The sequence below is a fragment of the Aquidulcibacter paucihalophilus genome (genome assembly GCF_002105465.1).
GTDB lineage: Bacteria > Pseudomonadota > Alphaproteobacteria > Caulobacterales > Aquidulcibacteraceae > Aquidulcibacter > Aquidulcibacter paucihalophilus.
The window spans coordinates 1-22,647 of sequence record NZ_NCSQ01000171.1 but is presented as its reverse complement, the minus strand read 5'-3'; the positions used below and the strand labels follow the sequence as shown (position 1 = coordinate 22,647).

The 22,647-nt window shown below is 57.4% G+C and carries 17 protein-coding genes; 11 read left to right on the top strand and 6 right to left on the bottom strand.

All coding sequences use genetic code 11. The annotated features are described in order from the left end of the window. The first annotated feature begins 93 nt into the window (after positions 1 to 93). Positions 94 to 852: a tRNA pseudouridine(38-40) synthase TruA gene (gene truA, locus B7364_RS15265; protein ID WP_085340904.1), complete on the top strand. Its 759-nt coding sequence runs from the start codon at positions 94 to 96 to the stop codon at positions 850 to 852. 3 nt (positions 853 to 855) lie between these two features. Here the strand turns inward: truA and B7364_RS15260 are convergent, their stop codons facing one another. Then, positions 856 to 1,605 carry a chorismate mutase gene (locus tag B7364_RS15260; RefSeq protein ID WP_085340903.1) on the bottom strand — a complete coding sequence of 250 codons (750 nt, stop codon included), beginning with the start codon at positions 1,603 to 1,605 and terminating at the stop codon, positions 856 to 858. A 127-nt stretch (positions 1,606 to 1,732) separates the two neighbouring features. Here B7364_RS15260 and murJ point away from each other — a divergent pair, with 127 nt between their 5' ends. Both murJ and trpS read left to right on the top strand, forming a co-directional pair. Beyond that, positions 1,733 to 3,337, top strand: a complete 1,605-nt coding sequence (murJ, locus tag B7364_RS15255) for a murein biosynthesis integral membrane protein MurJ (RefSeq protein WP_085340902.1) — start codon at positions 1,733 to 1,735, stop codon at positions 3,335 to 3,337. Positions 3,338 to 3,352: 15 nt separating this feature from the next. Further along, complete coding sequence (gene trpS / locus B7364_RS15250; protein ID WP_085340901.1) at positions 3,353 to 4,372, top strand: tryptophan--tRNA ligase; 1,020 nt, start codon at positions 3,353 to 3,355, stop codon at positions 4,370 to 4,372. On the opposite strand, the gene B7364_RS15245 is transcribed toward trpS, so the two are convergent. The 4 genes from B7364_RS15245 to B7364_RS15230 all read right to left on the bottom strand — a co-directional run bounded on the left by B7364_RS15245 (position 4,369) and on the right by B7364_RS15230 (position 10,205). Beyond that, on the bottom strand, positions 4,369 to 5,934 hold the full coding sequence (locus B7364_RS15245) for a sodium:solute symporter (protein WP_085340900.1): 1,566 nt from the start codon (positions 5,932 to 5,934) through the stop codon (positions 4,369 to 4,371). The two genes, trpS and B7364_RS15245, sit on opposite strands and share 4 nt — an antisense overlap. A 99-nt stretch (positions 5,935 to 6,033) precedes the next feature. Then, complete coding sequence (locus B7364_RS15240; RefSeq protein ID WP_085340899.1) at positions 6,034 to 7,848, bottom strand: magnesium chelatase subunit D; 1,815 nt, start codon at positions 7,846 to 7,848, stop codon at positions 6,034 to 6,036. Beyond that, positions 7,845 to 8,873: a magnesium chelatase ATPase subunit I gene (gene bchI, locus B7364_RS15235; protein ID WP_085340898.1), complete on the bottom strand. Its 1,029-nt coding sequence runs from the start codon at positions 8,871 to 8,873 to the stop codon at positions 7,845 to 7,847. The genes B7364_RS15240 and bchI overlap by 4 nt, the downstream gene beginning before the upstream one ends. 30 nt (positions 8,874 to 8,903) lie before the next feature. Beyond that, positions 8,904 to 10,205 carry a Coenzyme F420 hydrogenase/dehydrogenase, beta subunit C-terminal domain gene (locus tag B7364_RS15230; RefSeq protein ID WP_232780928.1) on the bottom strand — a complete coding sequence of 434 codons (1,302 nt, stop codon included), beginning with the start codon at positions 10,203 to 10,205 and terminating at the stop codon, positions 8,904 to 8,906. Between the two features lie 395 nt (positions 10,206 to 10,600). Between B7364_RS15230 and B7364_RS15225 the strand changes: the two genes are divergently transcribed. The 8 genes from B7364_RS15225 (at position 10,601) to hemA (ending at position 21,593) form a co-directional block, all read left to right on the top strand. Beyond that, positions 10,601 to 11,881: a ferredoxin:protochlorophyllide reductase (ATP-dependent) subunit N gene (locus tag B7364_RS15225; RefSeq protein ID WP_085340896.1), complete on the top strand. Its 1,281-nt coding sequence runs from the start codon at positions 10,601 to 10,603 to the stop codon at positions 11,879 to 11,881. A 4-nt stretch (positions 11,882 to 11,885) separates the two neighbouring features. Next, the gene (bchB, locus tag B7364_RS15220) at positions 11,886 to 13,463 is read left to right on the top strand and encodes a ferredoxin:protochlorophyllide reductase (ATP-dependent) subunit B (protein WP_085340895.1); all 1,578 of its coding nucleotides are present in this window, start codon (positions 11,886 to 11,888) and stop codon (positions 13,461 to 13,463) included. Next, positions 13,435 to 17,223, top strand: coding sequence for a magnesium chelatase subunit H (locus tag B7364_RS15215; RefSeq protein ID WP_232780927.1), 3,789 nt, complete (start codon positions 13,435 to 13,437; stop codon positions 17,221 to 17,223). Before bchB ends, B7364_RS15215 begins: the two co-directional genes overlap by 29 nt. Positions 17,224 to 17,239: 16 nt before the next feature. After that, on the top strand, positions 17,240 to 18,172 hold the full coding sequence (bchL, locus tag B7364_RS15210; protein WP_085341015.1) for a ferredoxin:protochlorophyllide reductase (ATP-dependent) iron-sulfur ATP-binding protein: 933 nt from the start codon (positions 17,240 to 17,242) through the stop codon (positions 18,170 to 18,172). A 15-nt stretch (positions 18,173 to 18,187) separates the two neighbouring features. Further along, positions 18,188 to 18,889: a magnesium protoporphyrin IX methyltransferase gene (bchM, locus tag B7364_RS15205; RefSeq protein ID WP_085340894.1), complete on the top strand. Its 702-nt coding sequence runs from the start codon at positions 18,188 to 18,190 to the stop codon at positions 18,887 to 18,889. Next, a complete protein-coding gene (locus tag B7364_RS15200; protein ID WP_198534287.1) occupies positions 18,886 to 19,236 on the top strand; it encodes a hypothetical protein in 351 nt (116 codons plus the stop codon). The genes bchM and B7364_RS15200 overlap by 4 nt, the downstream gene beginning before the upstream one ends. Beyond that, a complete protein-coding gene (gene acsF, locus B7364_RS15195) occupies positions 19,233 to 20,297 on the top strand; it encodes a magnesium-protoporphyrin IX monomethyl ester (oxidative) cyclase (RefSeq protein WP_085340893.1) in 1,065 nt (354 codons plus the stop codon). Before B7364_RS15200 ends, acsF begins: the two co-directional genes overlap by 4 nt. A 75-nt stretch (positions 20,298 to 20,372) precedes the next feature. Beyond that, complete coding sequence (gene hemA / locus B7364_RS15190; RefSeq protein ID WP_085340892.1) at positions 20,373 to 21,593, top strand: 5-aminolevulinate synthase; 1,221 nt, start codon at positions 20,373 to 20,375, stop codon at positions 21,591 to 21,593. A 347-nt stretch (positions 21,594 to 21,940) separates the two neighbouring features. On the opposite strand, the gene B7364_RS15180 is transcribed toward hemA, so the two are convergent. Next, a complete protein-coding gene (locus B7364_RS15180) occupies positions 21,941 to 22,405 on the bottom strand; it encodes a transposase (protein WP_456297791.1) in 465 nt (154 codons plus the stop codon). Positions 22,406 to 22,647: the final 242 nt, after the last annotated feature.

Genomic DNA, 22,647 nt, shown 5'->3' with positions numbered 1-22,647 from the left:
TTTTGATTTTTCTCTGCGCTAGGCTGACCACGCCAAAAGGTCAACGCAGCAAGGGGGTTCGCAAGCGGCTAAATGCTGCGCTAAACGCTTCTGATGCAGCGTTGGAAACTGACCCTTGAGTATGATGGCACCAATTTCGCGGGTTGGCAGAGCCAATCGGACGGGAAAGGCGTGCAAGATACAGTAGAGCGCGCCATTATGGCGATTGAAGGCGAACTGCGCCGTACCCATGCCGCTGGGCGCACGGATCGGGGCGTGCATGCCACTGGCCAAGTCATCCATGTTGATCTTGCCAAGAATTGGGCTCCGTTCCGTTTGCAAGAGGCCTTGAACGCGTGGCTGCGCGACTTGGGGCCGGTCTCGGTGCGCGAGGTTGAGGCCGTGCCCGATAGTTTCCATGCGCGATTCTCCGCCCAAGCCCGTGGCTACTTGTTCCGGATGGTCGACCGTCGCCCGCCTTTAACCTTGGAACTCGGCCGCGTATGGCGCGTCTCGCAAGATCAGGATGTCGACCGCATGCAAGAAGCGGCCAATTATCTTCTTGGCACGCATGACTTTACCACGTTCCGCGATGCCGATTGTCAGGCCAAAAGCCCCATCAAGACCTTAAGCCGCTTTGAGCTGCGCCGCGTTGAAGGCGTTTTCGGGCCAGAGATTCAGGCCCGCGTGCAGGCGCGATCCTTCCTGCATCGCCAAGTCCGCTCCATGATGGGGACATTGTCGGAAGTGGGGCGCGGGAAATGGAGCCCCGAAGATGTTCGCGATGCGCTAGAGGCGCGAGACCGTAAGCGGTGTGGCCCCGTGGCGCCAAGCGACGGTCTTTATCTGACCGACGTCTTCTATGATCTTTAGCCTTTAGGCCAAAGCAAAACAGCCAATCAGGCGGACGCCGGTTTCCAGCGGCGCGTCAGGCTCCATGAAGCCCGTGACTTGGATTAAGGCAAGCTCTCCCCGCTCGCTCAAACCTGTGCCCCCATGTTTTTCTAGCGCTGCTTTCGGGCCCGCGAGCAGACTGATGTCACCGCCTGATGCTTCCGGCGCGCGGTTGGCGAGTAGCAGCGATGCCGGTGCACCTTGGGCCACAATTTGAGGGCTTGCCGCACATGCATGCACACCTGCCAAGCGATCATCTAACAAATCCACCCACCAACTTTCCCGCTCCCCCGGCCAAGGCAGGCAGGCGATGGTTCTTGCCCCCTGCTTCGCCGCCACCAACGCCTCGGATGCCGATAAAATGCGCGTCTCGCTGGCCGATCCAAACGCTAATTTCGCCCAAGGGGCTGCTTCCAGCGTGGTCACGACATCAAGCCCACCTTGAGCGGCGAGATTGGCGGAAATCAGCGCCCGCCACACGGCGGCTGCTAAGGCAGGGTCAAGGTTTGGCTCTCGTGTAATCAGTCCACGCAGAATGTCGATCTCGCGCGCGGGACGCCACCCAAAGCCAGAATCGCCTGCCGCCTTTTTGGCTTCGGCAATGGCGCGCGCCAGGCCTGAACGTTGTGCAATCAGGCGCGCCAACTGCCCGTCAATGGCATCAATCGCCTCCCGCAGGGCCGTCATATCGGTGGGTGAAGGGGCGGACGAACTTGGTGCGGGCATATTCATGCCTCAACCATGGTGAAAAATCCTTGTTTGCGCAAGATAATTGCCTGAATTTGGTCAATGTCAGCAGCCACCCTCCCGCAATCCATCCGCACAGGTTAGTGGTGCACCAACTGGAGCTAATCTGACGATGTCGCTTGCCCGCAATACCCTTGTTCAAGCCGGTTTCACCTTATTGAGCCGCCTGTTGGGCTATGCCCGAGACCGGGCGATCTCCAATCTTTTGGGTGCCGGTTGGGTTGGCGATGCATTCGCGACAGCGCAAACATTCCCAAATCTGTTCCGTCGTATCTTGGCAGAGGGAGCCTTTAGTCAAGCCTTTGTGCCGCTCTATGCCAAAACGCAGGCCGAGATTGGCAAGGATAAGGCCGCCGAAGTGGCGAGCCAAGCTTTCTCGGTACTGACTTTGGTTGCGGCCGTGGTCACTATCGTGGCGCAACTGGCCATGCCGTGGATCATGCTGGTGATCCACGGGGGCTATGCCGATAAGCCTCAGGCATTCCAATTCGCCATTCTGCTCACGCAAATCACCATGCCCTATCTCGTCGGCATGGCGATGAGTTCGTTGTTTTCGGGCGTTTTGAATACGGCCGGCAAGTTCGCCCTGTCTGCTGCCGCGCCAACCCTGTTAAATCTGACCATCCTTGCCGCAGTCATTTTTGTGCGAGAACCGACCCAAGCTGCCATCAATGCGGCGGTGGCGATTACAATTGCTGGGGTGTTGCAGGCCACCGCCCTTTATATTGGCTGTCGGCGATTAGGCGTTCGGATCGGCTTTCGAGTGCCGCGCTTGACGCCAGAGGTGAAGGCGATTGTGACCGTCATGGGTCCGTCCGTGATCGCAGGCAGTGCCACGCATTTGAACGTGTTGGTCAGCCAGTCCTTGTCGAGCTTTGAGGTCGGGGCAAAGTCTTGGCTTTATGCGGCCGACCGCTTGTTTCAATTACCCCTTGGCCTGATTGGCGTAGCCATTGGGGTGGCATTACTGCCCCGCCTTGCACGCGCCGTGGCCAGCCCGGAAACGGGCGACGATACCAAAGCTTTGGATGAAGCGTTCGTTTTGTCGATGGCGTTTACGCTGCCCGCCGCCGCCGCCTTGGTTGTGGTACCCTTCTTCCTGATGCAGGGCTTTTGGGCTGGTGGCCAGTTTACCGAGGCAGACGCCCGCGCTACCGCAGACGCATTGTTCCACTATGGCTGGGGTGTGCCTGCCTTTGTGTTGATCCGTATTTTGGCTCCGCCCTTTTTCGCGCGCGGCGATACCAAAAGGCCGATGAATTTTGCCTTGATCAGTGTTTTGGTGAACATTGGCTTAGGGGCATCTTTGTTCTTTGGGTTGCGGGCTTTGGGTCTACAAGGCTATGTCGGGCTTGCCATCGCCGCTAGCGTCGCGGGATGGGTAAACGCGCTTTTATTGGCCGCGACCTTGCTGCGAGAGAAGAATTGGCGACCCGAACCTTGGGTGATTGGCAAGTTCTTCCGTATCCTGATCGCCACCTGCGCCATGGCCGCGGTCTTAGGTTTTGCTGCCTTGAACCGCGTGCCGATTGAGGGCTGGTTTGAGGCCAGACTGGTATTTGGCAAGGAAGTGGCGACTTTATTGGTTTGCTTGCTGGGTGCGATCGTTTATGCGGCAGTCGCCTTCCTCGTGCGGGCGGTAACTATGGCCGACATCAAGCTCGCGCTACAAAAGCCTGCCGGGGCCCCTGCCGCCTCCGCACAAGATGAGTTCTAGGATAAGAAGACAGACATGACTAACGTATCAAAGAAGCGGGTTTTTTCTGGGGTTCAACCAACCGCGAATTTGCATTTAGGCAATTATCTGGGCGCAATCCGCCGCTTTGTCGAATTGCAGAACGAACCTGCCACCGAATGCATTTATTGCGTGGTGGACTTGCATGCCATCACGGTGCCGCAAGACCCTGAGAAGCTGCGCGCCCAAACCCGCGAAGTTGCCGCCGCTTATTTGGCCGCTGGCGTTGACCCCGTTCGCTCGGTCATTTTCGTACAGTCCAATGTATCGGCTCATGCCGAGCTAGCTTGGATTCTCAATTGTGTGGCGCGCATGGGCTGGCTAGAGCGCATGACCCAGTTCAAGGATAAAGCAGGGAAAAATGCTGAGCGTAGCTCTGTCGGCCTGTTTGACTATCCGGTTCTGATGGCTGCCGACATTCTGACCTATAAGGCAACCCACGTACCTGTCGGCGATGACCAGAAGCAGCATCTTGAATTGTCGCGCGACATTGCGGCCCGCTTCAATACAGACTTCAAAGTTGACGGTTTCTTCCCCCTGCCAGAGCCTATCATTGGCGGTCCCGCCGCACGCGTGATGAATCTGCAGGATGGGACCAAAAAGATGTCCAAGTCCGACCCCGCCGATAATTCGCGGATCAATCTGACCGATTCAGTCGATGTGATGGTCAAGAAGATCAAAAAGGCCAAGACCGATACTTTGCCCATGCCAGCCCATGTGGATGAGCTGAAATCGCGGCCCGAAGTAGACAATCTGGTCAGCATTTATGCAGCTTTGTCGGGCCAGACGAAAGAACAAGTCGTGGCTGAATTTGTCGGTGCAGGCTTTGGTGTATTCAAGCCGCGATTGGCCGATCTGGCAGTGGAGGCATTGGGGCCAACCATGACCTCTATGGCCACTTATTTGGCAGACCCTGCCCAGATTGATGCGATCCTGCGCGCGGGTGCAGATCGGGCCAATGCGATTGCCCAGCCGATCTTGAAAGATACCAAAGCCGCGGTCGGCTTCTGGTCTTAGGCCGCTGCAGTCGGGGCAGGCACAGTCTTCTTTGTCTGCCCCAATTGGCACACCAAAAACGCCACTGTTGTGCCAATGCACAATTGCCACGGGAAGGCGAGGCTCTTCCAAGCGGGTGGCAGACCGAAATAATCGACGATATAGGCTTGCTGCAGCAGGATGGTGATGAAGCCTGCGGCTAAGGCGGCAATCACGCTGGCGGTAGAGCCGCGCTTGGTAAAGACCGCCGTGATATAAACCCCTGACAGGCCGGAATAAGCAAAGGTCATGACCGACAACACAAAGGTCAGAAGCGGCGTGTCGGTATATTGCTGCCAGTAGAAACACAGAATGGACATGGCAAACAAAGCGACGCCTAGCACCACCATGCCCAATTGCCCGGCGCGCACATAATGGGCCTCTGGCTTTGGCCCGCGCTTGTCGCGCCAAGGCCGGTAGAAGTCCTGTACGAGAACCGACGACATGGAAATCAGGCCGGAATTGACAGCCGCCGCTGCTATCACCCCAACTGTCACAAAGCCGCGCAAACCCGGCGGCATTTGGGTCAGGATAAAGGTCATGAAGACGGTGATGTCTTGTCCCTCAAATTTGGTCATCACCTCTTGGCTACCTTCTTGGATCATCAGATCCGGCCGTTGGTAAAAGACATAGAGGAGGGACCCGATGGTCATAAAGATCAGCACTACGGGAATGGTCGCAAAGACCGACACAAACATGGCTTGATTGCCCTGCTTGGCATCCTTGCAGGCCAACAAGCGCTGGGATGTATCTTGATCGAGGCCGAAATTACACGCATTCAGGATCGCAACGCCGGTAATCAGCGCCCAGAAGGAGAAGGGTGCGCTGAAATCCAAACTAAAGTCGATCAGTTGCAACTTATTGGTGCCCTCGGGCGTATGGGCAAGGCCCTGCCAGATTTCAGCCTCGGAAGCTGGAATTTTCATCAAAAGAAAAGCCACCACGGTCAAAGCGGCAGTCACATAGATCGCAACTTGGACCAGATCGCTCCAGATGATGGCGTTCAGGCCGCCGATAAAGGTGAAGATTAGGCCGAATATCAGCAAAAGAAGCGAAGCCTGAATGATATGATTGGGCGCAATATCGCCAAACATAATCATGGAGACCGCAATGGCGGCGAGATAGAGGCGCGCACCGCTCGCCAAAATCCGACCTACCAAATACATACCGGCGGCAGCTTGGCGGGCAGTGCGGTCATAGCGCTTCTCTAAAAGCTCATAAACCGTAGTGGCCTGCATGGCGTAAAAGCGCGGCATCAGAGCCATAGCGACAATAATGGCCCCTAAGGCTGCGCCAATATTGCTGCCCAAATAGGTAAAGTCGCCGCGATAGCTGGAATCGGGCGCGCCCAAAAAAGTCGCCGCTGATTGACTGGTAGAGAGAACTGAAATGGCAACCAGCCAGATCGGCACATTATTGCCGGCCAGAAAATAATCATTGGCTTTGGCCATTTTGCTATTGGTCGCCAAAATCCCGGCAATGGCGATAATCGCGACATAGCCGCCCAAAATCAGCCAGTCTAATGCGGTAAATCCAACAGCCATCGCTTGGCTCTCTCCCCAAAAAGGCGCATGCCTTTGACCTATGGCATAAGGCCCCGCCCCGCGTCCACTGCTGTTGAAATCAAAGGTTTAGCTCAAGGCTCAAATGGCGCTAATGGCTTGCGCGTTCAAATAGGGCAGTGGGGCATAAATCGCCCGCATGGCCTCGGCCAGTTCGCGGGCATCGGGGCGCGGGAAGGGTGAGGTGTCGATATGCACCGCCGCAATATTGGATAGGCCAACGGCTCGCGCTGCCAACAGGGCATCAGCCATCGCAACAGCACGACCGGCCTTGCCCTCGCGGCCAATATTGGCGCGCCCGTCGGTCAAGAATAACAGGCGCGGCGTACGGCCCTTGGCCTTTTCCGCCAAGGCCAAGATCAGGCCTGTATCAATACCGGCGGCTAAGGGCGTGCCGCCCCCGCCCGCCAAATCCGCCAATTGTCGTCGCGCCCGGGCCAGTGAGCGGGTTGGCGGCAAGAGGACTTCTGCCCCCTCATTGCGGAAAGCGACCAAGGCCACGCGGCTACGGTCGACATAGGCTTGCGCCAGCAAAAGCTCCACCGCGCCTTTAGCCTCGGCCAAACGCTGAAAGGCCGAAGAGCCGGAGGCATCGACCACTAAGATGGTCGTCGCCTCTTTCGGCTGGGCAAAGCAGCGAATGCGAAAATCGCTTTTGCGAACTTCAATGCGCTTGGCCGCCGGGGCACCCTCTGCTTGCGGGCGACGACGCAACTTTTGCCACGGTGCCGCCGCGCGCAGTGTCTCAATGATGTTAAGGCGTTCGCCGGGCTTTAAAGTTCCGCTCCGCGAACGGATGGGTCGACCACGCAGAGGTGACTTCTGCATCGCCCCACCGCCACTGCCACTGGCGCGGCCTTGACGATTGGGCTTGGCCTGATTGCCAAGTGCTGCAATCAACTCAGCGGGCAGAGCGGACTTAACCGCATCGACCAGTATTTCGCTGGGATTGGGTTGGGTCTTGGCCTCTGCCTCTGCTTGGGTATCGGGGGAGGATTCTGGTGGTGGTGGCTCTGCATCGGTTACGTCGGGTTCAGCTTCATCTTGGCTTTCTGGTGGCTCGACCTCATCGGGTGGGGCTTCCTCAGGCGGCGGGGGTAATTGTAACGCCTGCGGTGCCAAGACCAATTGTGCCGCCAACGTCACATCGCCCAGAGTGGCCGCCGGTCTTCCGTCTAAAGCCGCCACCATGCGCGCGACCCGCAAGCAGAGGAGCGCTGGTCGGGCTGAGTGCAGACCAAAGGCTTGGGCTGCCTCGCAGATCGCATCAACAAGCGTTTCGTCCGCTAAGCCAATGCGCGGTAGAGCCGCTGTTGCCAGTTGGATATGCTCAAAGCTTGCCCCCGCACCTGCTAAGTCTGCCAACCCCAGGCCATTGCCATCGAGGCGAAAGCTGCACCGCTCCAGAAGGGCCGAAGGCGGGGATTCTTCAGCGCCTATGCTTTCATCCAACAAGATCAGACCAAAGCGGGCGGGCAAAAGCGAGGTTAAGCCATCGCGCTCCAGCTGAAACTGGCCTTGATCCAAGGCCGCAGCAATCCTGGCAGCGGTGGCTGTGCTCAAACGCTCTGCCATGGGCAGGACCAAAACGCCACCATCGACTTCACTTAAGAGCCCCCGCTGGACCACGGGTTGGCCAAGTGCAAGGCTGGTTGCGAGATCTAGGCCGCCAAGGAGACGGTCATCCCCGGTTTGCACGGGGCAGCGGCGCAAGGGTGCCCCCTCTGGCAACAGCTCTCTCAAGAGATCGAGCCACGCATCAAAAAACGGGCTGCTGCGTCCTTTGATCGAAATGCCGCCCAGGCCGTGTGGGTCCATGGCAAACAAGGTGGCAATCAACAAAGGTTCCGGCCAAGCGGCGCAGGGCACCTGATCGGTCTGCGCCTCTTGGGTCATGATCCAAACAGGTCGGTCATGGCGCGCTCAATCCGGGTTGACGAGCCAGTTTCATCGAGTGGATTGCGGCGCAAGCGGTGGCGCAGGGCCATCACGGCAATGCCGCGTAAGTGATGGTCTTCTACCTTGGTGTCGCCTTCAAGGGCGGCAACCGCACGGGCGGCACGGATCAAGGTCAGCTCGCCCCGCAAGCCATCAACACCCACAGCCATGCACAGGCGCGACGCCCATTCCAGCGCCGCATCAGGTGTTTCGATTTCGCTTAGTCGGCCGCGCGCGGATACTATCTTTTCCCGCACTGCGGCTTCGGCCTCAGCCTGGCGGGCAGCAAAGCCTGCGCTATCGCGATCAAAGGAGTCGCGCCGCCGCACGACCTCCACCCGCAAGGCCAGATCATCAGGCGTTTTCACATCAACCGATAAACCGAAGCGGTCGAGCAATTGCGGCCGCAATTCTCCTTCTTCCGGGTTTCCGCTCCCGATCAATACAAATCGGGCTGGGTGGCGGACGCTCAGGCCCTCGCGCTCAACCACATTCTCGCCGGAAGCGGCAACGTCCAACAAAAGGTCAACCAAATGGTCATCCAGCAAATTGACTTCATCAATATAGAGAAAGCCGCGATGGGCGCGCGCAAGCAGGCCGGGTTCAAAATGCTTCTCGCCTTGGGTTAAAGCCCGTTCCAGATCGAGAGCTCCGACCACGCGGTCTTCCGTCGCGCCTAAAGGAAAATCGACAACTGGGGTTGCCATCTCGCCCACGTCGGGGGTCTGCCCGTCTAAACGGTGCACACAGCCCGTCGCGCAACTGGATCTATCGGCGCGCGGGTCGCAATGATACTGGCACGCTTTCACCATTTTGATCGGTGGCAGTAGCGCGGCCAGTCCCCGCACGGCGGTGGACTTGCCCGTGCCGCGATCGCCAAACACCATCACCCCGCCAATGCCTGGATCTGTTGCTGCGATCAGCATGGCCAGCTTCATGTCGTCCTGGCCGACAATAGCTGTGAAGGGGAAAGCGATACGCATCAAAAGGGCTCCAAAAGGAAGGGGTTGGCGTCAGGCATTCGCCTCGGCCAGCGGTCGAACCATAGCATCTGGTTCCTCAATTGGCTTGCGCTCTTGGGTGTCAGAAGTCAGGCCATAGGGTGCGGTCAATTGCCACACATGGTCGGGGATCATGTTTTTCATGCGCTGAGGTTCTTCGCGGCGCAGATGCAGAACGGTTTCAATCGCCTTCATTTCAACCCGTGTCCGGGCAAATTCTAAGCCGCGCGGGCCAATCCGTGGCATCAGCCAACCCACCAAGGGCCGCACCCAATTGGGCATGCCCCGCAAGGGCAAGCCACCGGCAGCGCGCTCGACATTGGCTTTAAAGCCTTTCACCGCACTGGCACGCTTGCCGTGGCTGGTTGGGGCGGTCAAGGCGACTTCATCGCCCAGAAGCGACAATAATTCTTCGCCGCGTTCATTGCGCACCAACAGCCACTGCTCGCCCTGCCCGCCCATATAGCCAATGGTAATGTCGGCCAGCGCATTGGTGTAATCGACACAGGTCCGGCAGGTTAGCGGGAAAAAGTCTGACGGCAGCTGTGAGATCGGCAATTGCAAGAACGGGATGATTTGCTTGTGGCCATCATCAAACCGCAGCTCGACATGATAGTCTGCTCGGAATTCAAGATAGCTGATGGTTTCTGGCTGATCAGAGAGAAGGTTCAAAAACTGATGGAAGCTTTCGGTGGTGGTATTGTCTGAGCAGGGCGTGCCAATCACATAAAGCCGATCAAAGCCAAATTCGGCTTCTAATGCCCGCAAAGCATAGACTTGGCAGGGAATGCCTATGACCGCAAGGCGCTTGTAACCCAGGTCTCGCGCTGGTTCTAAGAGCGCCAATAGGGGCGCATAACCCATGCGCATGCCACGGCAATAAGCCAGCTCAGAAGCCTCTGTCACCAAGGTCGGCACTGGCCGCCAACGGTCATCTGGGTCGGGCTTCATGGTCAGCACCGCATCCACGGCACCGGTTTCAAGAAGACGCTCGGCAAGGCGGGTGGTAATACCGGTCCACTGCGCCCCTTCGCGCGGACTTTTCAATTTGGCTTGGTACATGGCTTTAACCGGACCAAAAAAAAGCTCATCACCCACCCCAGAAGCGCGGGCTCGCCCATGGACTTGGGTCTCCATCGATGGATAGTTTGGGCTGATGAATTGGCAGGCCCGGCCACAGCGCTTGGGGTCTGACGAACGCGAAATCCCGCAATCGGTACAGAGAGAGCGTGCAGGCGCTGGGGTGTTCAGCGCTTGGTTGATCCGCGGATCGTTTTGCCCAACGCCCGGTGAACCACGTGTCGAAGAAACCACCCTAACCTCATCTGCTACCCGCATCAGTCCTGACTGTCTCACCCTGCGAACAAATTGCAAGGGTTTGTTCGCCTGATGACTGTCAAAAGTATTGGACGTCTATTTCTATTGACAAGACGTGAAGGGGAGGCATACCTTGTGAAATGGCCTTATCAGAGGTCCGATTTCTGCTGGAGAATTCCGATGTTGATGCAGCCTTCTAACTCGCACGAATGGCGTGTCTCTGAGTCTCATGTCGGTAAAGCCTCCGAACGAAAAAAGGCTTCACCATCTATCTTAAGGCGTTGGATTGACGGTCTTTTGCAATTCGCAAATCCGTGGCCTGCCCATGCGGGATCCAGTTCCGTATCGCATACGAAACAGTCTCATACGCCCAGAGACGGGGCATCCTGAACATGAGTGATGCTGCCACGTTGACCAGCCCTGCCCTCGAGGCACGCCCAGTTCTTCGCGAACGCGGTCAGCGGGAAGTGTTCTGCGGGCTAACCGGGATCGTTTGGCTGCATCGCAAAATCCAAGATGCATTTTTCCTCGTGGTGGGCTCTAGAACCTGCGCCCATTTGATCCAATCGGCCGCTGGCGTGATGGTTTTTGCCGAGCCCCGCTTCGCCACAGCCATCATGGAAGAACGCGATTTGGCGGGCCTTGTGGACGCTAATGAGGAGCTTGACCGAGTGGTGGACAGGCTTTTGTCGCGTCGGCCCGATATCAAACTCCTCTTCCTCGTCGGCTCCTGCCCGTCGGAAGTGATCAAGCTTGATCTGTCGCGGGCGGCAGAGCGTTTGTCGAAGAAGCACAGCCCCTCGGTCCGCGTCTTGAATTATTCGGGCAGCGGCATTGAGACGACGTTCACCCAGGGCGAAGATGCTTGCTTGGTGGCTTTGGTGCCAGAAGCCCCGGTTGCGGCAGACGATGCGCCTGCCTCGCTGCTCGTCGTCGGGACTTTGCCGGATATTGTCGAAGACCAGTTCACCCGCCTGTTCAACCAATTGGGCATTGGGCCGGTTCACTTCTTTCCGCCGCGTCATTCGCAATCCATCCCAGCGATTGGCCCCAACACTAAATTTTTGTTGGCGCAACCCTTTTTGGGTGAGACTGCGCGTGCCTTGGCCGAGCGGGGTGCACAGCATTTGCCGGCTCTTTTCCCCTTTGGGGCTGAAGGCACAACCCATTGGCTGAAAGCCGCCGCCGATGCCTTTGGCATTCCAGAGCTTCATTTCTTGGCCGTTGTGGCTCCCGGGCGGGAGCGGGCGAAGCGCGCGCTCGAAGCGCAAAAGCAGCATTTAGCTGGCAAAAGCATTTTCTTTTTCCCAGACTCCCAGATGGAGCCCAGCCTTGCGCGTTTCCTCGCGCGCGAACTTGATATGACGTTGATCGAAGTGGGCACGCCCTATCTCAACCGCCAGCTTTTGAGTGCGGAGATGGCGTATCTGCCCGAGGCCGTCACGTTGAGTGAGGGTCAGGATGTTGACCGCCAGCTCGACCGCTGTCGCGCCGCAAAGCCAGACTTGGTTGTTTGCGGCATGGGCCTTGCCAATCCGCTCGAACGGGAGGGCATCTCGACCAAATGGTCGATCGAGCTCGTGTTCTCGCCGGTCCATGGCTTTGATTGCGCGGGTGATCTGGCTGGATTGTTTGCCCGCCCGCTTTACCGCCGCTCTGTATTGAAGGTGTAACGCCATGCAATTGACGGTTTGGACATATGAAGGACCTCCCCACGTCGGGGCTATGCGCATCGCAACTGCGATGAAAGGTGTCCATTTTGTCCTGCACGCACCGCAAGGCGACACCTATGCCGACCTCTTGTTCACGATGATTGAGCGGCGTGGCGCGCGGCCACCAGTGACCTATACGACCTTCCAAGCCCGCGACCTTGGCACCGACACGGCTGAGATCTTTAAGACTGCCGCGCGTGATGCGTATGAGCGCTTTGACCCAGATCTCATGCTGGTGGGGGCCTCGTGCACCGCAGAGCTTATACAAGATGATCCCGGTGGCTTGGCGCGCGCGCTGAACCTGCCTGTCCCCACCATCACCCTCGAACTGCCTTCTTATCAGAAGAAGGAAAATTGGGGCGCGGCGGAGACATTTTACCAGATCGTTCGCGGCCTTGCGACCGAGGCCCCGGCCCCCAAGGCTGAGGGGGCCAAGCCTAGCTGCAACATTTTGGGCGCAACGGCTTTGGGCTTCCGTCACCGCGATGACGTGATCGAAATCACCCGCCTGCTCCATCAGCTGGGGATTGAGGTCAATGTTGCCGCCCCCATGGGCGCGACGGCGGATGACATTCGCCGCCTGCCAGAGGCGGACTTTAATGTAGTTCTTTATCCCGAAATCGCCGACACCGCCGCCCGTTGGCTTGAACGTCAGTACGGTCAAAAAGCGGTTCGGACCATTCCCATGGGCTTCCAAGCCACCTGTGAATTTGTGCGCGAAGTGGCCGCCTTGGCAGGGGTCGATCCAGAGCCCCTCTTGGCACAGCATGGCTCGCATATGCCGTGGTGGGCGCGTTCGGTTGATTCCAATTATCTAACAGGCAAGCGCGTCTTTGTGTTTGGGGACGCCACCCATGCCATGGCCGCCGCCCGTGTGGCGAAAGAAGAGCTTGGCTTCGAGGTGGTGGGCCTTGGGTGCTATAATCGCGAGTTTGCGCGGGATGTGAGAGCCGTCGCGGCTCAGTTGGGCGTCGAAGCCCTCATCACAGACGATTATTTGCTGGTGGAAGAAACCGTTGCGGCTCTGCAGCCGGAATTGGTTTTGGGTACACAGATGGAACGTCATATTGCCAAGCGCCTCGGCGTGCCTTGTGCGGTGATTTCAGCACCCGTCCATGTGCAAGACTTCCCCGCTCGCTATGCGCCGGTCATGGGCTTTGAAGGGGCGAATGTGCTGTTCGATACCTGGGTCCATCCGCTTGTGATGGGCTTGGAAGAGCATTTGCTGACCATGTTCCGCGAGGACTTTGAGTTTAATGATGCCGCCGGGCCTTCCCACCTCGGTGGCCACGCCAAAGTCGAAGCCGCCGCACAACCATCTGTCCCAGAAGTTGCGCGCGCGCCAGTCGCAGCGGCAGACCCTGTGCAAGAAACCATCACTGTTTTGAATTGGAGCCCAGAGGCCACCAAGGAACTTTCGAAAATCCCCTTCTTTGTCCGTGGCAAAGCTAAGCGTAACACGGAACGTTACGCCGCTGAGCAGGGCTTAGAGATCATCTCCCTTGAGGCGCTTTATGATGCCAAAAGCCACTTCGCACGTTGAAGACGGCCCTAGCTCGCGCCCACAAGATGGGGGCACGTCGGTACGGGTGGTGGTCGTCACCCTCGACAACCATCTGCGTACCTTGGTTCAGCGCGCATCAGATAGGCTCGCCTCGGAAAGTCCTGGCATTTCGGTTGTGATGCATGCAGCCACGGATTGGGCGGAAAAGCGCGGGGCGCTGGATGCTTGCCTGCGCGACATCGCCCAAGGGGACATCATCCTTGTTTCCATGATGTTTGTCGATGAACATATCCAAGCCGTATTGCCTGCCTTGGCCGCGCGTCGCGATCAGTGCGATGCGATGATCGGTATCATGTCGGCCGGCGAAGTTGTGAAAATGACGAAGCTGGGCAATTTCAGCATGGATGGGTCTGACAAGGGCCCGCTGGCTATGTTGAAGCGCTTGCGTGGCAATAAGACGAAGTCGGGCGGAAGCTCTGGCGCAGGCCAAATGGCGATGCTGCGCCGCTTGCCCAAGCTGTTGAAATATATTCCCGGCCCCGCGCAAGACCTGCGGCATTATTTCTTGACCATGCAATATTGGCTGTCGGGCTCGCAAGAAAACGTCGTCTCAATGGTGCGCAATCTGATTGGCCGTTATGCCAGTGGCGAGCGTAAGGAATTGCGCGGCGTGATGCAGGCGGCTGCACCGATCGATTATCCTGAAGTCGGTCTTTACCATCCTCACGCCGAACAGCGTATCAGCGAAAGTTTGTCGGCTCTACCCGAATTGCGCCGCGAGCATAAAGGCACGGTCGGTGTCCTCTTGTTGCGCTCTTATGTTTTGTCCGATGATGCAGGCCATTATGCAGGGGTGATTGAAGCCTTAGAGGCGCGCGGCCTTCGCGCGATACCGGCTTTCGCCAGTGGCCTTGATTCCCGTCCTGCTATCGAAAAATTCTTTATGGCCGATGGCCGCGTTACGGTGGATGCCATTGTATCGCTATCTGGCTTCTCGCTGGTTGGTGGGCCTGCCTATAATGATGCTGTGGCGGCAGAGAAGGTTCTGGCAGAGCTGGACGTTCCTTATGTCTCGGCCCAACCGCTTGAGTTTCAGACGCTGCAAGGCTGGGGCAGCTCGCACATGGGTCTCTCGCCCGTTGAGTCCACCATCATGGTCGCAATTCCAGAATTGGATGGTGCAACCGCCCCTATCGTCTATGGCGGCCGTTCCGATGGTTCGGGTATGGCGTGTAAAGGCTGCAGCCATGCTTGCACGTTTGAGGAAGAAAAAGGTCCGCCCCGCATGCGGGTATGCCCCGAGCGCGCCGAGACTTTGGCCGATCGCGTTGCCAAAATGGTCAAGCTTCGCCGGACCGAACGCGCAGATCGCAATTTGGGCATCGTCTTGTTCAACTTCCCACCTAATTCGGGCTCGGTGGGTTCTGCTGCCTATCTAGCTGTTTTTGCCTCTCTATTTAACACGTTAAAGACGCTCAAATCCGAAGGTTATGATGTGGATCTGCCCGACGCGGTCGATGCGCTGCGTGACCAGCTTCTGATCGGAAACTCTGCCCGCTTTGGCACCGACGCCAATGTTCACACCCGCATTTCCGTTGACGACCATGTGCGGCGCGAACGCTATCTGGGGCAGATTGAAGCCCAATGGGGTCCAGCGCCTGGACGCCAACTCAGTGATGGTCGCTCGATCTTTATCTTGGGTGCACAATTTGGCCGGGTATTTGTCGGTCTCCAGCCGGGCTTTGGCTATGAGGGCGACCCGATGCGCCTGTTGTTTGAAGCAGGCTTCTCGCCCACCCATGCCTTTTCAGCTTTTTACCGTTATTTGCGCGAAGACTTTAAGGCCTCGGCGCTCTTGCACTTCGGTACCCATGGTGCCTTGGAATTCATGCCGGGCAAGCAAGTGGGCCTAACGGGCGATTGCTGGCCAGAGCGCCTGATTGGCGATATCCCCAATTACTATCTCTATGCCGCCAACAATCCGTCAGAAGGGGCTTTGGCCAAGCGTCGTGGCGGTGCCACGCTGATCAGCTATTTGACGCCCCCGATCGTGCAGGCGGGCCTGTACAAGGGCCTGCAGGATCTGCGCGAAAGTATTGGCCGTTGGTATGGGGCGAAAGAGGGCGATGGTGTCGATCGCGACAGCCTGATCGAACTCATCCAAAGCCAAGCCTCCGCTTTAGATCTCGCCCCTGCCAGTCCCGCTTGGAAAGGGCCATGCGCAGTCGAGTTGGAAGCTTTGCAGACCCGCGTGAGCGAGTTAAACGACGCGCTGATCCCAGAAGGCCTGCATGTCATTGGCCAAGCCCCTTCGATGGAAGAGCGGATCGACTTGTTGCTGGCCATGGCCAATGGCGTGCCAGACACGGCCTTGCCCCGTTCGGTGATTGAGGCCTTGGTACAGGGTGCCAGTCCCGTCGACGCCCTTGAGGCAGCAGGGCTAAAGTCCAGCCGTAGCTTGATTGAGCGGCTGCAGGCCTTGGCCGAAAGCAATGTCTTGCTGGAGAAGGACCACGAACTGTCGGCCCTGATCCATGCCCTAGATGGTGGCTATATCCGCCCTGCACCGGGTGGTGATTTGGTTCGCACACCCGCTGTCCTGCCTACTGGGCGCAATCTGCACGGTTTTGATCCCTTCCGCTTGCCCAGCGCTTTCGCCACCCATGATGGCGCGCGCCAAGCCCGTAAGTTGCTGGATCGGCATATGGATGAAACCGGGGCCTTCCCCGAAACCATCGCCATGGTTCTTTGGGGCTCTGACAATCTGAAGAGCGAAGGCAGCACAATCTCGCAAGCGCTTTATTTGATGGGCACACGGCCTCGCTTTGACAGTTATGGCCGCTTGTGTGGGGCAGAGCTTATTCCTTTGGAAGAACTTGGCCGCCCCCGCATTGATGTCGTGATGACTTTGTCGGGCATTTTCCGCGACCTTCTGGCGCTGCAGACCCGCATGCTGGCAGAAGCGGCTTGGCTGGCGGCCAGCGTGGATGAACCCGATGACATGAATTTCGTCCGCAAGCATGCGCTTGCGCAGACCGTCCAAACCGGCTGCGATTTAGAGACGGCTTCTCTGCGCGTCTTCACCAATGCCGACGGGGCCTACGGGGCCAATGTCAATCAGATGATTGATGCCAGCTGCTGGACCGATGAGAATGAACTGGCAGAAGCCTATCAAAGCCGCAAATGCTTCGCCTATGGCCGTAAGGGCCCACCCATGCGCCAGTCAGCTGTGTTGGAAGGCATCTTGAAGACCGTCGATCTCACCTATCAGGGTCTCGACTCGGTAGAGCTCGGCGTCACCACGATTGACCATTATGTCGATACGCTGGGTGGCATTACCAAAGCGGTAAAGCGCGCCCGCGGTGTCGATGTGCCGGTTTATATTTCCGACCAAACTCAAGGCGACGGCAAAATCCGCACCTTGGCGGAGCAAGTGACGTTTGAGACCCATACCCGCATGCTGAACCCACGCTGGTATGAAGGCCTTTTGTCACATGGCTATGAAGGCGTGCGCCAAATCGAGGCGCAGGTCACCAACACCATGGGCTGGTCGGCCACGACCGGACAGGTCCAGCCTTGGGTCTACCAAAAAATCAGCGAGACTTATGTGCTCGATGACGCCATGCGCCAGCGCATGGCCGCCCTCAACCCGAAAGCTTCCGCCCGAATGGCTAACCGCCTCTTGGAAGCCCATGCCCGCAATTATTGGCAGCCCGACAGCGCGACTTTGGAAGCGCTCCGCCATGCCAGTGATGAACTTGAAGACAATTTGGAAGGCATCGCAGCCGCCGCTGCCTGACCTAGGAGAAGAACCCATGGCTCTATTAGACCTACCCCGCGGCCTGAAACCCAGAGCGACCCCGATCACGCGGGCCCCATCTTTGCGCGGGGATGGCGAAGGCAGCGTTCAAGTAGAGCTTGATCCCAATTTGAAGATTGATAAGGCCAAGGTCTTCGCCATTTATGGCAAGGGCGGCATTGGCAAGAGCACTACCTCTTCCAATCTGTCGGCGGCCTTCTCCAAATTGGGCAAGCGCGTCTTGCAAATCGGCTGTGACCCCAAGCATGACAGCACCTTTACCTTGACCAAGCGGCTTGTGCCGACCGTCATTGATGTCCTTGAAAGCGTTGATTTCCACAGCGAGGAATTACGCCCCGAAGACTATGTCTATGAAGGCTATAATGGGGTGATGTGCGTTGAGGCCGGTGGCCCGCCAGCGGGTACGGGCTGTGGCGGCTATGTTGTCGGCCAAACGGTGAAGCTGTTGAAAGAGCATCATTTGTTGGAAGATACCGATGTCGTGATCTTCGACGTGTTGGGCGATGTGGTGTGCGGCGGGTTTGCCGCCCCCTTGCAGCATGCTGAGCGTGCCTTGATCGTCACTGCCAATGATTTTGACTCCATCTTTGCCATGAACCGCATCTTGGCAGCCATTAAGGCCAAGTCGAAGAACTATGATGTCCGCTTGGGTGGCGTGATCGCCAATCGCAGCAAGGATACCGACGAGATTGACCGGTTTAATGCGGCCTGTGGTCTCGAACGTGTGGCCCATTTCCCTGACCTCGACGTTATCCGGCGTTCACGCCTTAAAAAGTCGACCTTGTTTGAAATGGAGCCTTCGCCAGAGCTGGAAGCCGTTCAGAATGAATATCTTCGTTTAGCCGCCTCGCTCTGGGTTGGCACGAAAGAGCTGAAGGCTGAGCCGATGAAGGATCGCGACATTTTCGACTTCCTCGGCTTTGATTGATCGGGAGCATTTGGCATGTTGACCACCACCTATGTTGAGCGCCGCCAACGTCTCGAGACCTATTTCGACCGCACCGCGTCAGAGACGTGGGCACAGCTGACCTCGACTGCCCCAGTCAGCAAAATCCGCGCAACGGTGCGGGCCGGTCGCGATCAAATGCGTGCGATTTTGGTCTCTTGGTTGCCGGACTCTCTGACCGGCAAGCGCATTTTGGATGCCGGCTGTGGCACGGGAGCTTTGGCCGTCATTGCAGCCCATCGTGGTGGCGATGTGGTGGCGGTGGATGTGGCTGCAAGCTTGGTTTCGGTCGCAGGTGAGCGCGCGCCGATTGATCCGGCACCGGGTACGATTGAGTTTCGCGTTGGCGATATGCTCGACCCGTCTCATGGTGTCTTCGACCATATGGTGGCGATGGATTCCCTGATCCATTACCCGCGCGAGGAAATCATGACGGCTCTGTCGTCACTGGCGGCGCGCTGTTCAGGTTCGATCGTCTTTACCTTTGCGCCCAAGACACCGCTTTTGACCCTCATGCACACGGTCGGGCTATTGTTCCCGCGCGCCGATCGCGCCCCGGCGATTGAGCCGGTTAGCGAGGCTTTCTTGCGCAAAGCGGTGGCCAGTGACCCGCGTATGGCGGGCTGGAAGATTGGCCGCACAACCCGTGTTGTCAGCGGCTTCTATACCTCGCAAGCCATGGAGTTGGTCCGGTCATGAGCGAGTCTTACCTCTTCCACCAGCAGCCCGAATTCTGGACCTTGCAATGGCCAGACGCCCTGAAGCGTGTGTCGCATGTGACAACTTGTACCATTGAGATTCAGCATGATGAGACTAGCCTCCATGCCCATGTCTCCTTGGACGATGGCACCATCCTCGGCCCTGGCGACAAGATGATTGTCCAAGGACCCCCGATCCGGCTGTCGTTTGGTGAATCCTGCACGCTCCATCGGGGTGTGAAGATCATTCGCGCGACGGCCCTTGAAAGACTTTGGATCAAAGTCGCCTCTTATTTTGAGCTCTTTGAGCTTTACGAAGTCAGCTTCACACCGGGGAAACTGCCATGACAGCAGCCACTTTTGACGACACCTATCTCGACACCACCCAGCTGGCCAAAACCGACACGATTTTGAGCCCGCGCTTCTACACAACCGATTATGCGGCGATGGACAAGATCGACGTGTCCTTGGTGCAAGAAGAATGGGACCAAATGCTGTCGGCCATGGCGGCCGATCCGCGCCGCGGCCACTTTAAGCGCGATGCGGCTTTCGATAGTCGTTTGGATGATCTGGACCCAGAATTGCGCCGCGAGTTTGTGGACTTTTTGGTCAGCTCCATCACGTCGGAATTCTCAGGCTGTGTGCTCTATGCAGAGATCGTCAAGCGCGTCTCCAATCCTGATATCAAAGCCTTGTTCAAATATATGGCGCGCGATGAATCGCGCCATGCAGGCTTTATCAATGAGTCGCTGAAGGATTTTGGGATTGGCGTTGATCTGGGCTTTCTGACCAAGACCAAGAAATACACCTATTTCAAACCAAAGTTCATCTTCTATGCGGTCTATCTGTCCGAAAAGATTGGCTATGCGCGCTACATCACCATCTTCCGGCAATTAGAGCGCAACCCACAGCATAAATTCCATCCAATTTTCAATTGGTTCAAGGAATGGTGCAATGATGAATTTAGCCATGGCGAAGCTTTTGCCTTGATGCTGCGCGCCAATCCATCCTTGCTTCAGGGCGGCAACAAGCTTTGGATTCGCTTTTTCCTCTTGTCGGTCTATGCCACCATGTATGTGCGCGACCATTCGCGGCCAGCCTTCCACAAGGCATTGGGCGTGAACCCAACCGATTATGATTATCAGGTGTTTTCGCTCACGACAGAGATCTCCAAGCAGGTCTTCCCCGTCATGCTCGATACCGATAATCCAAAGTTCCGAGCAGGCTTTGAGCGTTTGCGAATCCTGTCGGACAAGATTGAAGCCGCTAAAGCTGAGGGTGGTTTTATCAATCAGATCAAACGACTGGGGTGGAGCGCGCAAGTCGCGGCAACCTTCGCCGGCCTTTATCTACTGCCAACACTTTCGAATGAGCTACCCAGCAACGTTCGGCTACAACCCGTTTGGTAAGTCGCTTGCCAAACAGATATCAAAACGGCCTGGTGGTGGTGAAAGCACTGCCAGGTTGTCGGGAGGGGAAATAACATGGACTACCAAGCCTATTTCAACAGTCAGTTGGACGCGTTGCGTGCTGAAGGTCGCTATCGCGTTTTTGCGGACTTGGAACGTCATGCGGGCCAATTCCCGCGCGCGACGCGTCATGCCGATGGCGGTGTCCATGAAGTAACGGTTTGGTGCTCGAACGATTATCTCGGCATGGGCCAGCATCCCAAGGTCTTGGCCGCCATGCATGAGGCGATTGATCGCTGCGGTGCCGGTGCCGGTGGGACGCGCAATATCTCGGGCACCAATCATTATCACATCTTGCTTGAGCAAGAATTGGCTGACTTACACGGTAAAGAAGCCGCGCTTTTGTTTACCTCAGGCTATGTGTCCAATTGGGCAGCTTTGAGCACCTTGGCAAGCAAAATCCCAAATTGCGTCGTGGTCTCGGATGAAGGCAATCATGCCTCCATGATCGAGGGCATTCGCCATAGCCGCGCCGAAGTGCGCATCTTCAAGCACAATGATACTGAGGATCTTGAGCGTGTTTTGGCCAGCCTGCCGCCTGAACAGCCCAAGCTGGTGGCTTTTGAATCGGTCTATTCGATGGATGGCGATATCGCTCCGATTGCGGCCATCTGTGATGTCGCAGAAAAATATGGGGCCATGACTTATCTCGACGAAGTCCATGGCGTTGGCCTTTATGGTCCACGCGGCGGCGGTGTGGCCGAACGCGAGGGCTTGATGGATCGCTTAACCGTGATTGAAGGTACATTGGGCAAGGCCTTTGGGGTCTTCGGCGGCTATGTCGCCGCCTCGACAGCGCTGTGTGACTTCATCCGCAGCTTTGCTTCGGGCTTTATCTTCACAACGGCTCTGCCACCTTCAGTGGCTGCAGGTGCGTGCGCCAGCATCCGTCATTTGAAGGCAAGTTCGGCAGAGCGTGAGCGCCATCAAGATCGTGTGGCGCTGGTTCGTCGCCGTTTAGAGGCCGTGGGTATTCCCTGTATGGAAAACGACAGCCACATCATTCCCGTGATGGTTGGCGATCCGGTGAAGTGCAAAATGATCAGCGATTGGTTGCTCGAGCGCTCGGGTATCTATATCCAGCCGATCAATTATCCGACCGTCCCGCGAGGAACCGAGCGGCTCAGGATCACGCCGTCACCCTTGCATAGCGACGCAGACATTGAGCGCTTGGTGACGGCCCTTTCCGACCTGTGGCAACAATGCGCTCTCGGTCGGGTATCCGCAGCGGCCTAAGCGCAGTCTCTGGCCTTGGGCCGAAAAGTGCGCTGAGGTCCCCGCTTGCCACTACGCTTCGGTGGGGATGACATCGCACCTTTTGAAGGAGTCTCATCTGGACGCGTTTTGGTGATCCCTATGGTCCACCAACAATTGAGCCTGGCCTTTGGGACAGGCACAGCCTGCACCAAAGCCTTCCAGATAAAGACCTTTTTCACGGTGTCATCCCGGACGGCGCAGCCGATCCGGGACCCTGTGCCGCACAAGCACAAGGAGGTCCCCGCTCTGCGCTTCGCTCCGGCGGGGATGGCATTGAGGGGGCGGGGAAAGTTTTTTATCTAGAAGCGCTTTGGTGACCCTTCTGGTCACCCAACCGCTACCAAAATTGTTTCTGCGACATCGGGGTAGTCAAGTGCGCAGCTTTGCTGCGTCGCGACGCGATCCGTTTTCGAAGAAAACGGACACTTGACGACCCAGATGTCGCGGCCATCCTCGATACTCCATTTTGGTGAAACAGGGTTTCCACCAAAATGGGTCCAGATGGAATCTCCCCTCTCCCTGTGNTTTCGCATGAGGGCATTGAGAGCGACCATTTTGGGCTTGGCGTTGGAGATGAGTGTGTCGAAGAAGGCTTTGGAAGGTTTGTGGCAGCGCTTGGCAGCCATTGCGGCAAGATAGAGCATGTTTCGTGGCCGCATGCGTCCTCCTGAGCAACGCGCATGGCCTTTCCACTGACCGCTTTCACGGGTGAAGGGCGCTAAGCCAACTAAGCGTGCGATCTGTTTGCTGTTGAGCGTGCCCAATTCTGGTAGATCGCCAAGCAGGGTCATGGCGACGATGGGGCCAACACCCGGTGCGGTTTGCAAGCGGCGGCTTGCCTCATCCAGATGGGCATGAGCAGCAACATGCTTGTGGGCGGCGAGTTCCAGCACGGAGATTTCGGCCTTCAGCTTGCGGAGCTGGCGGGCGAGTGCGCGCTTGGCATCAGGCTGGTGTTCCCCACTTAGACGCTGCTCCAGTCTTTGAGCATTTTCCACCAGAAAGGCTCGTGCCGACATGATAGCCGATAAAG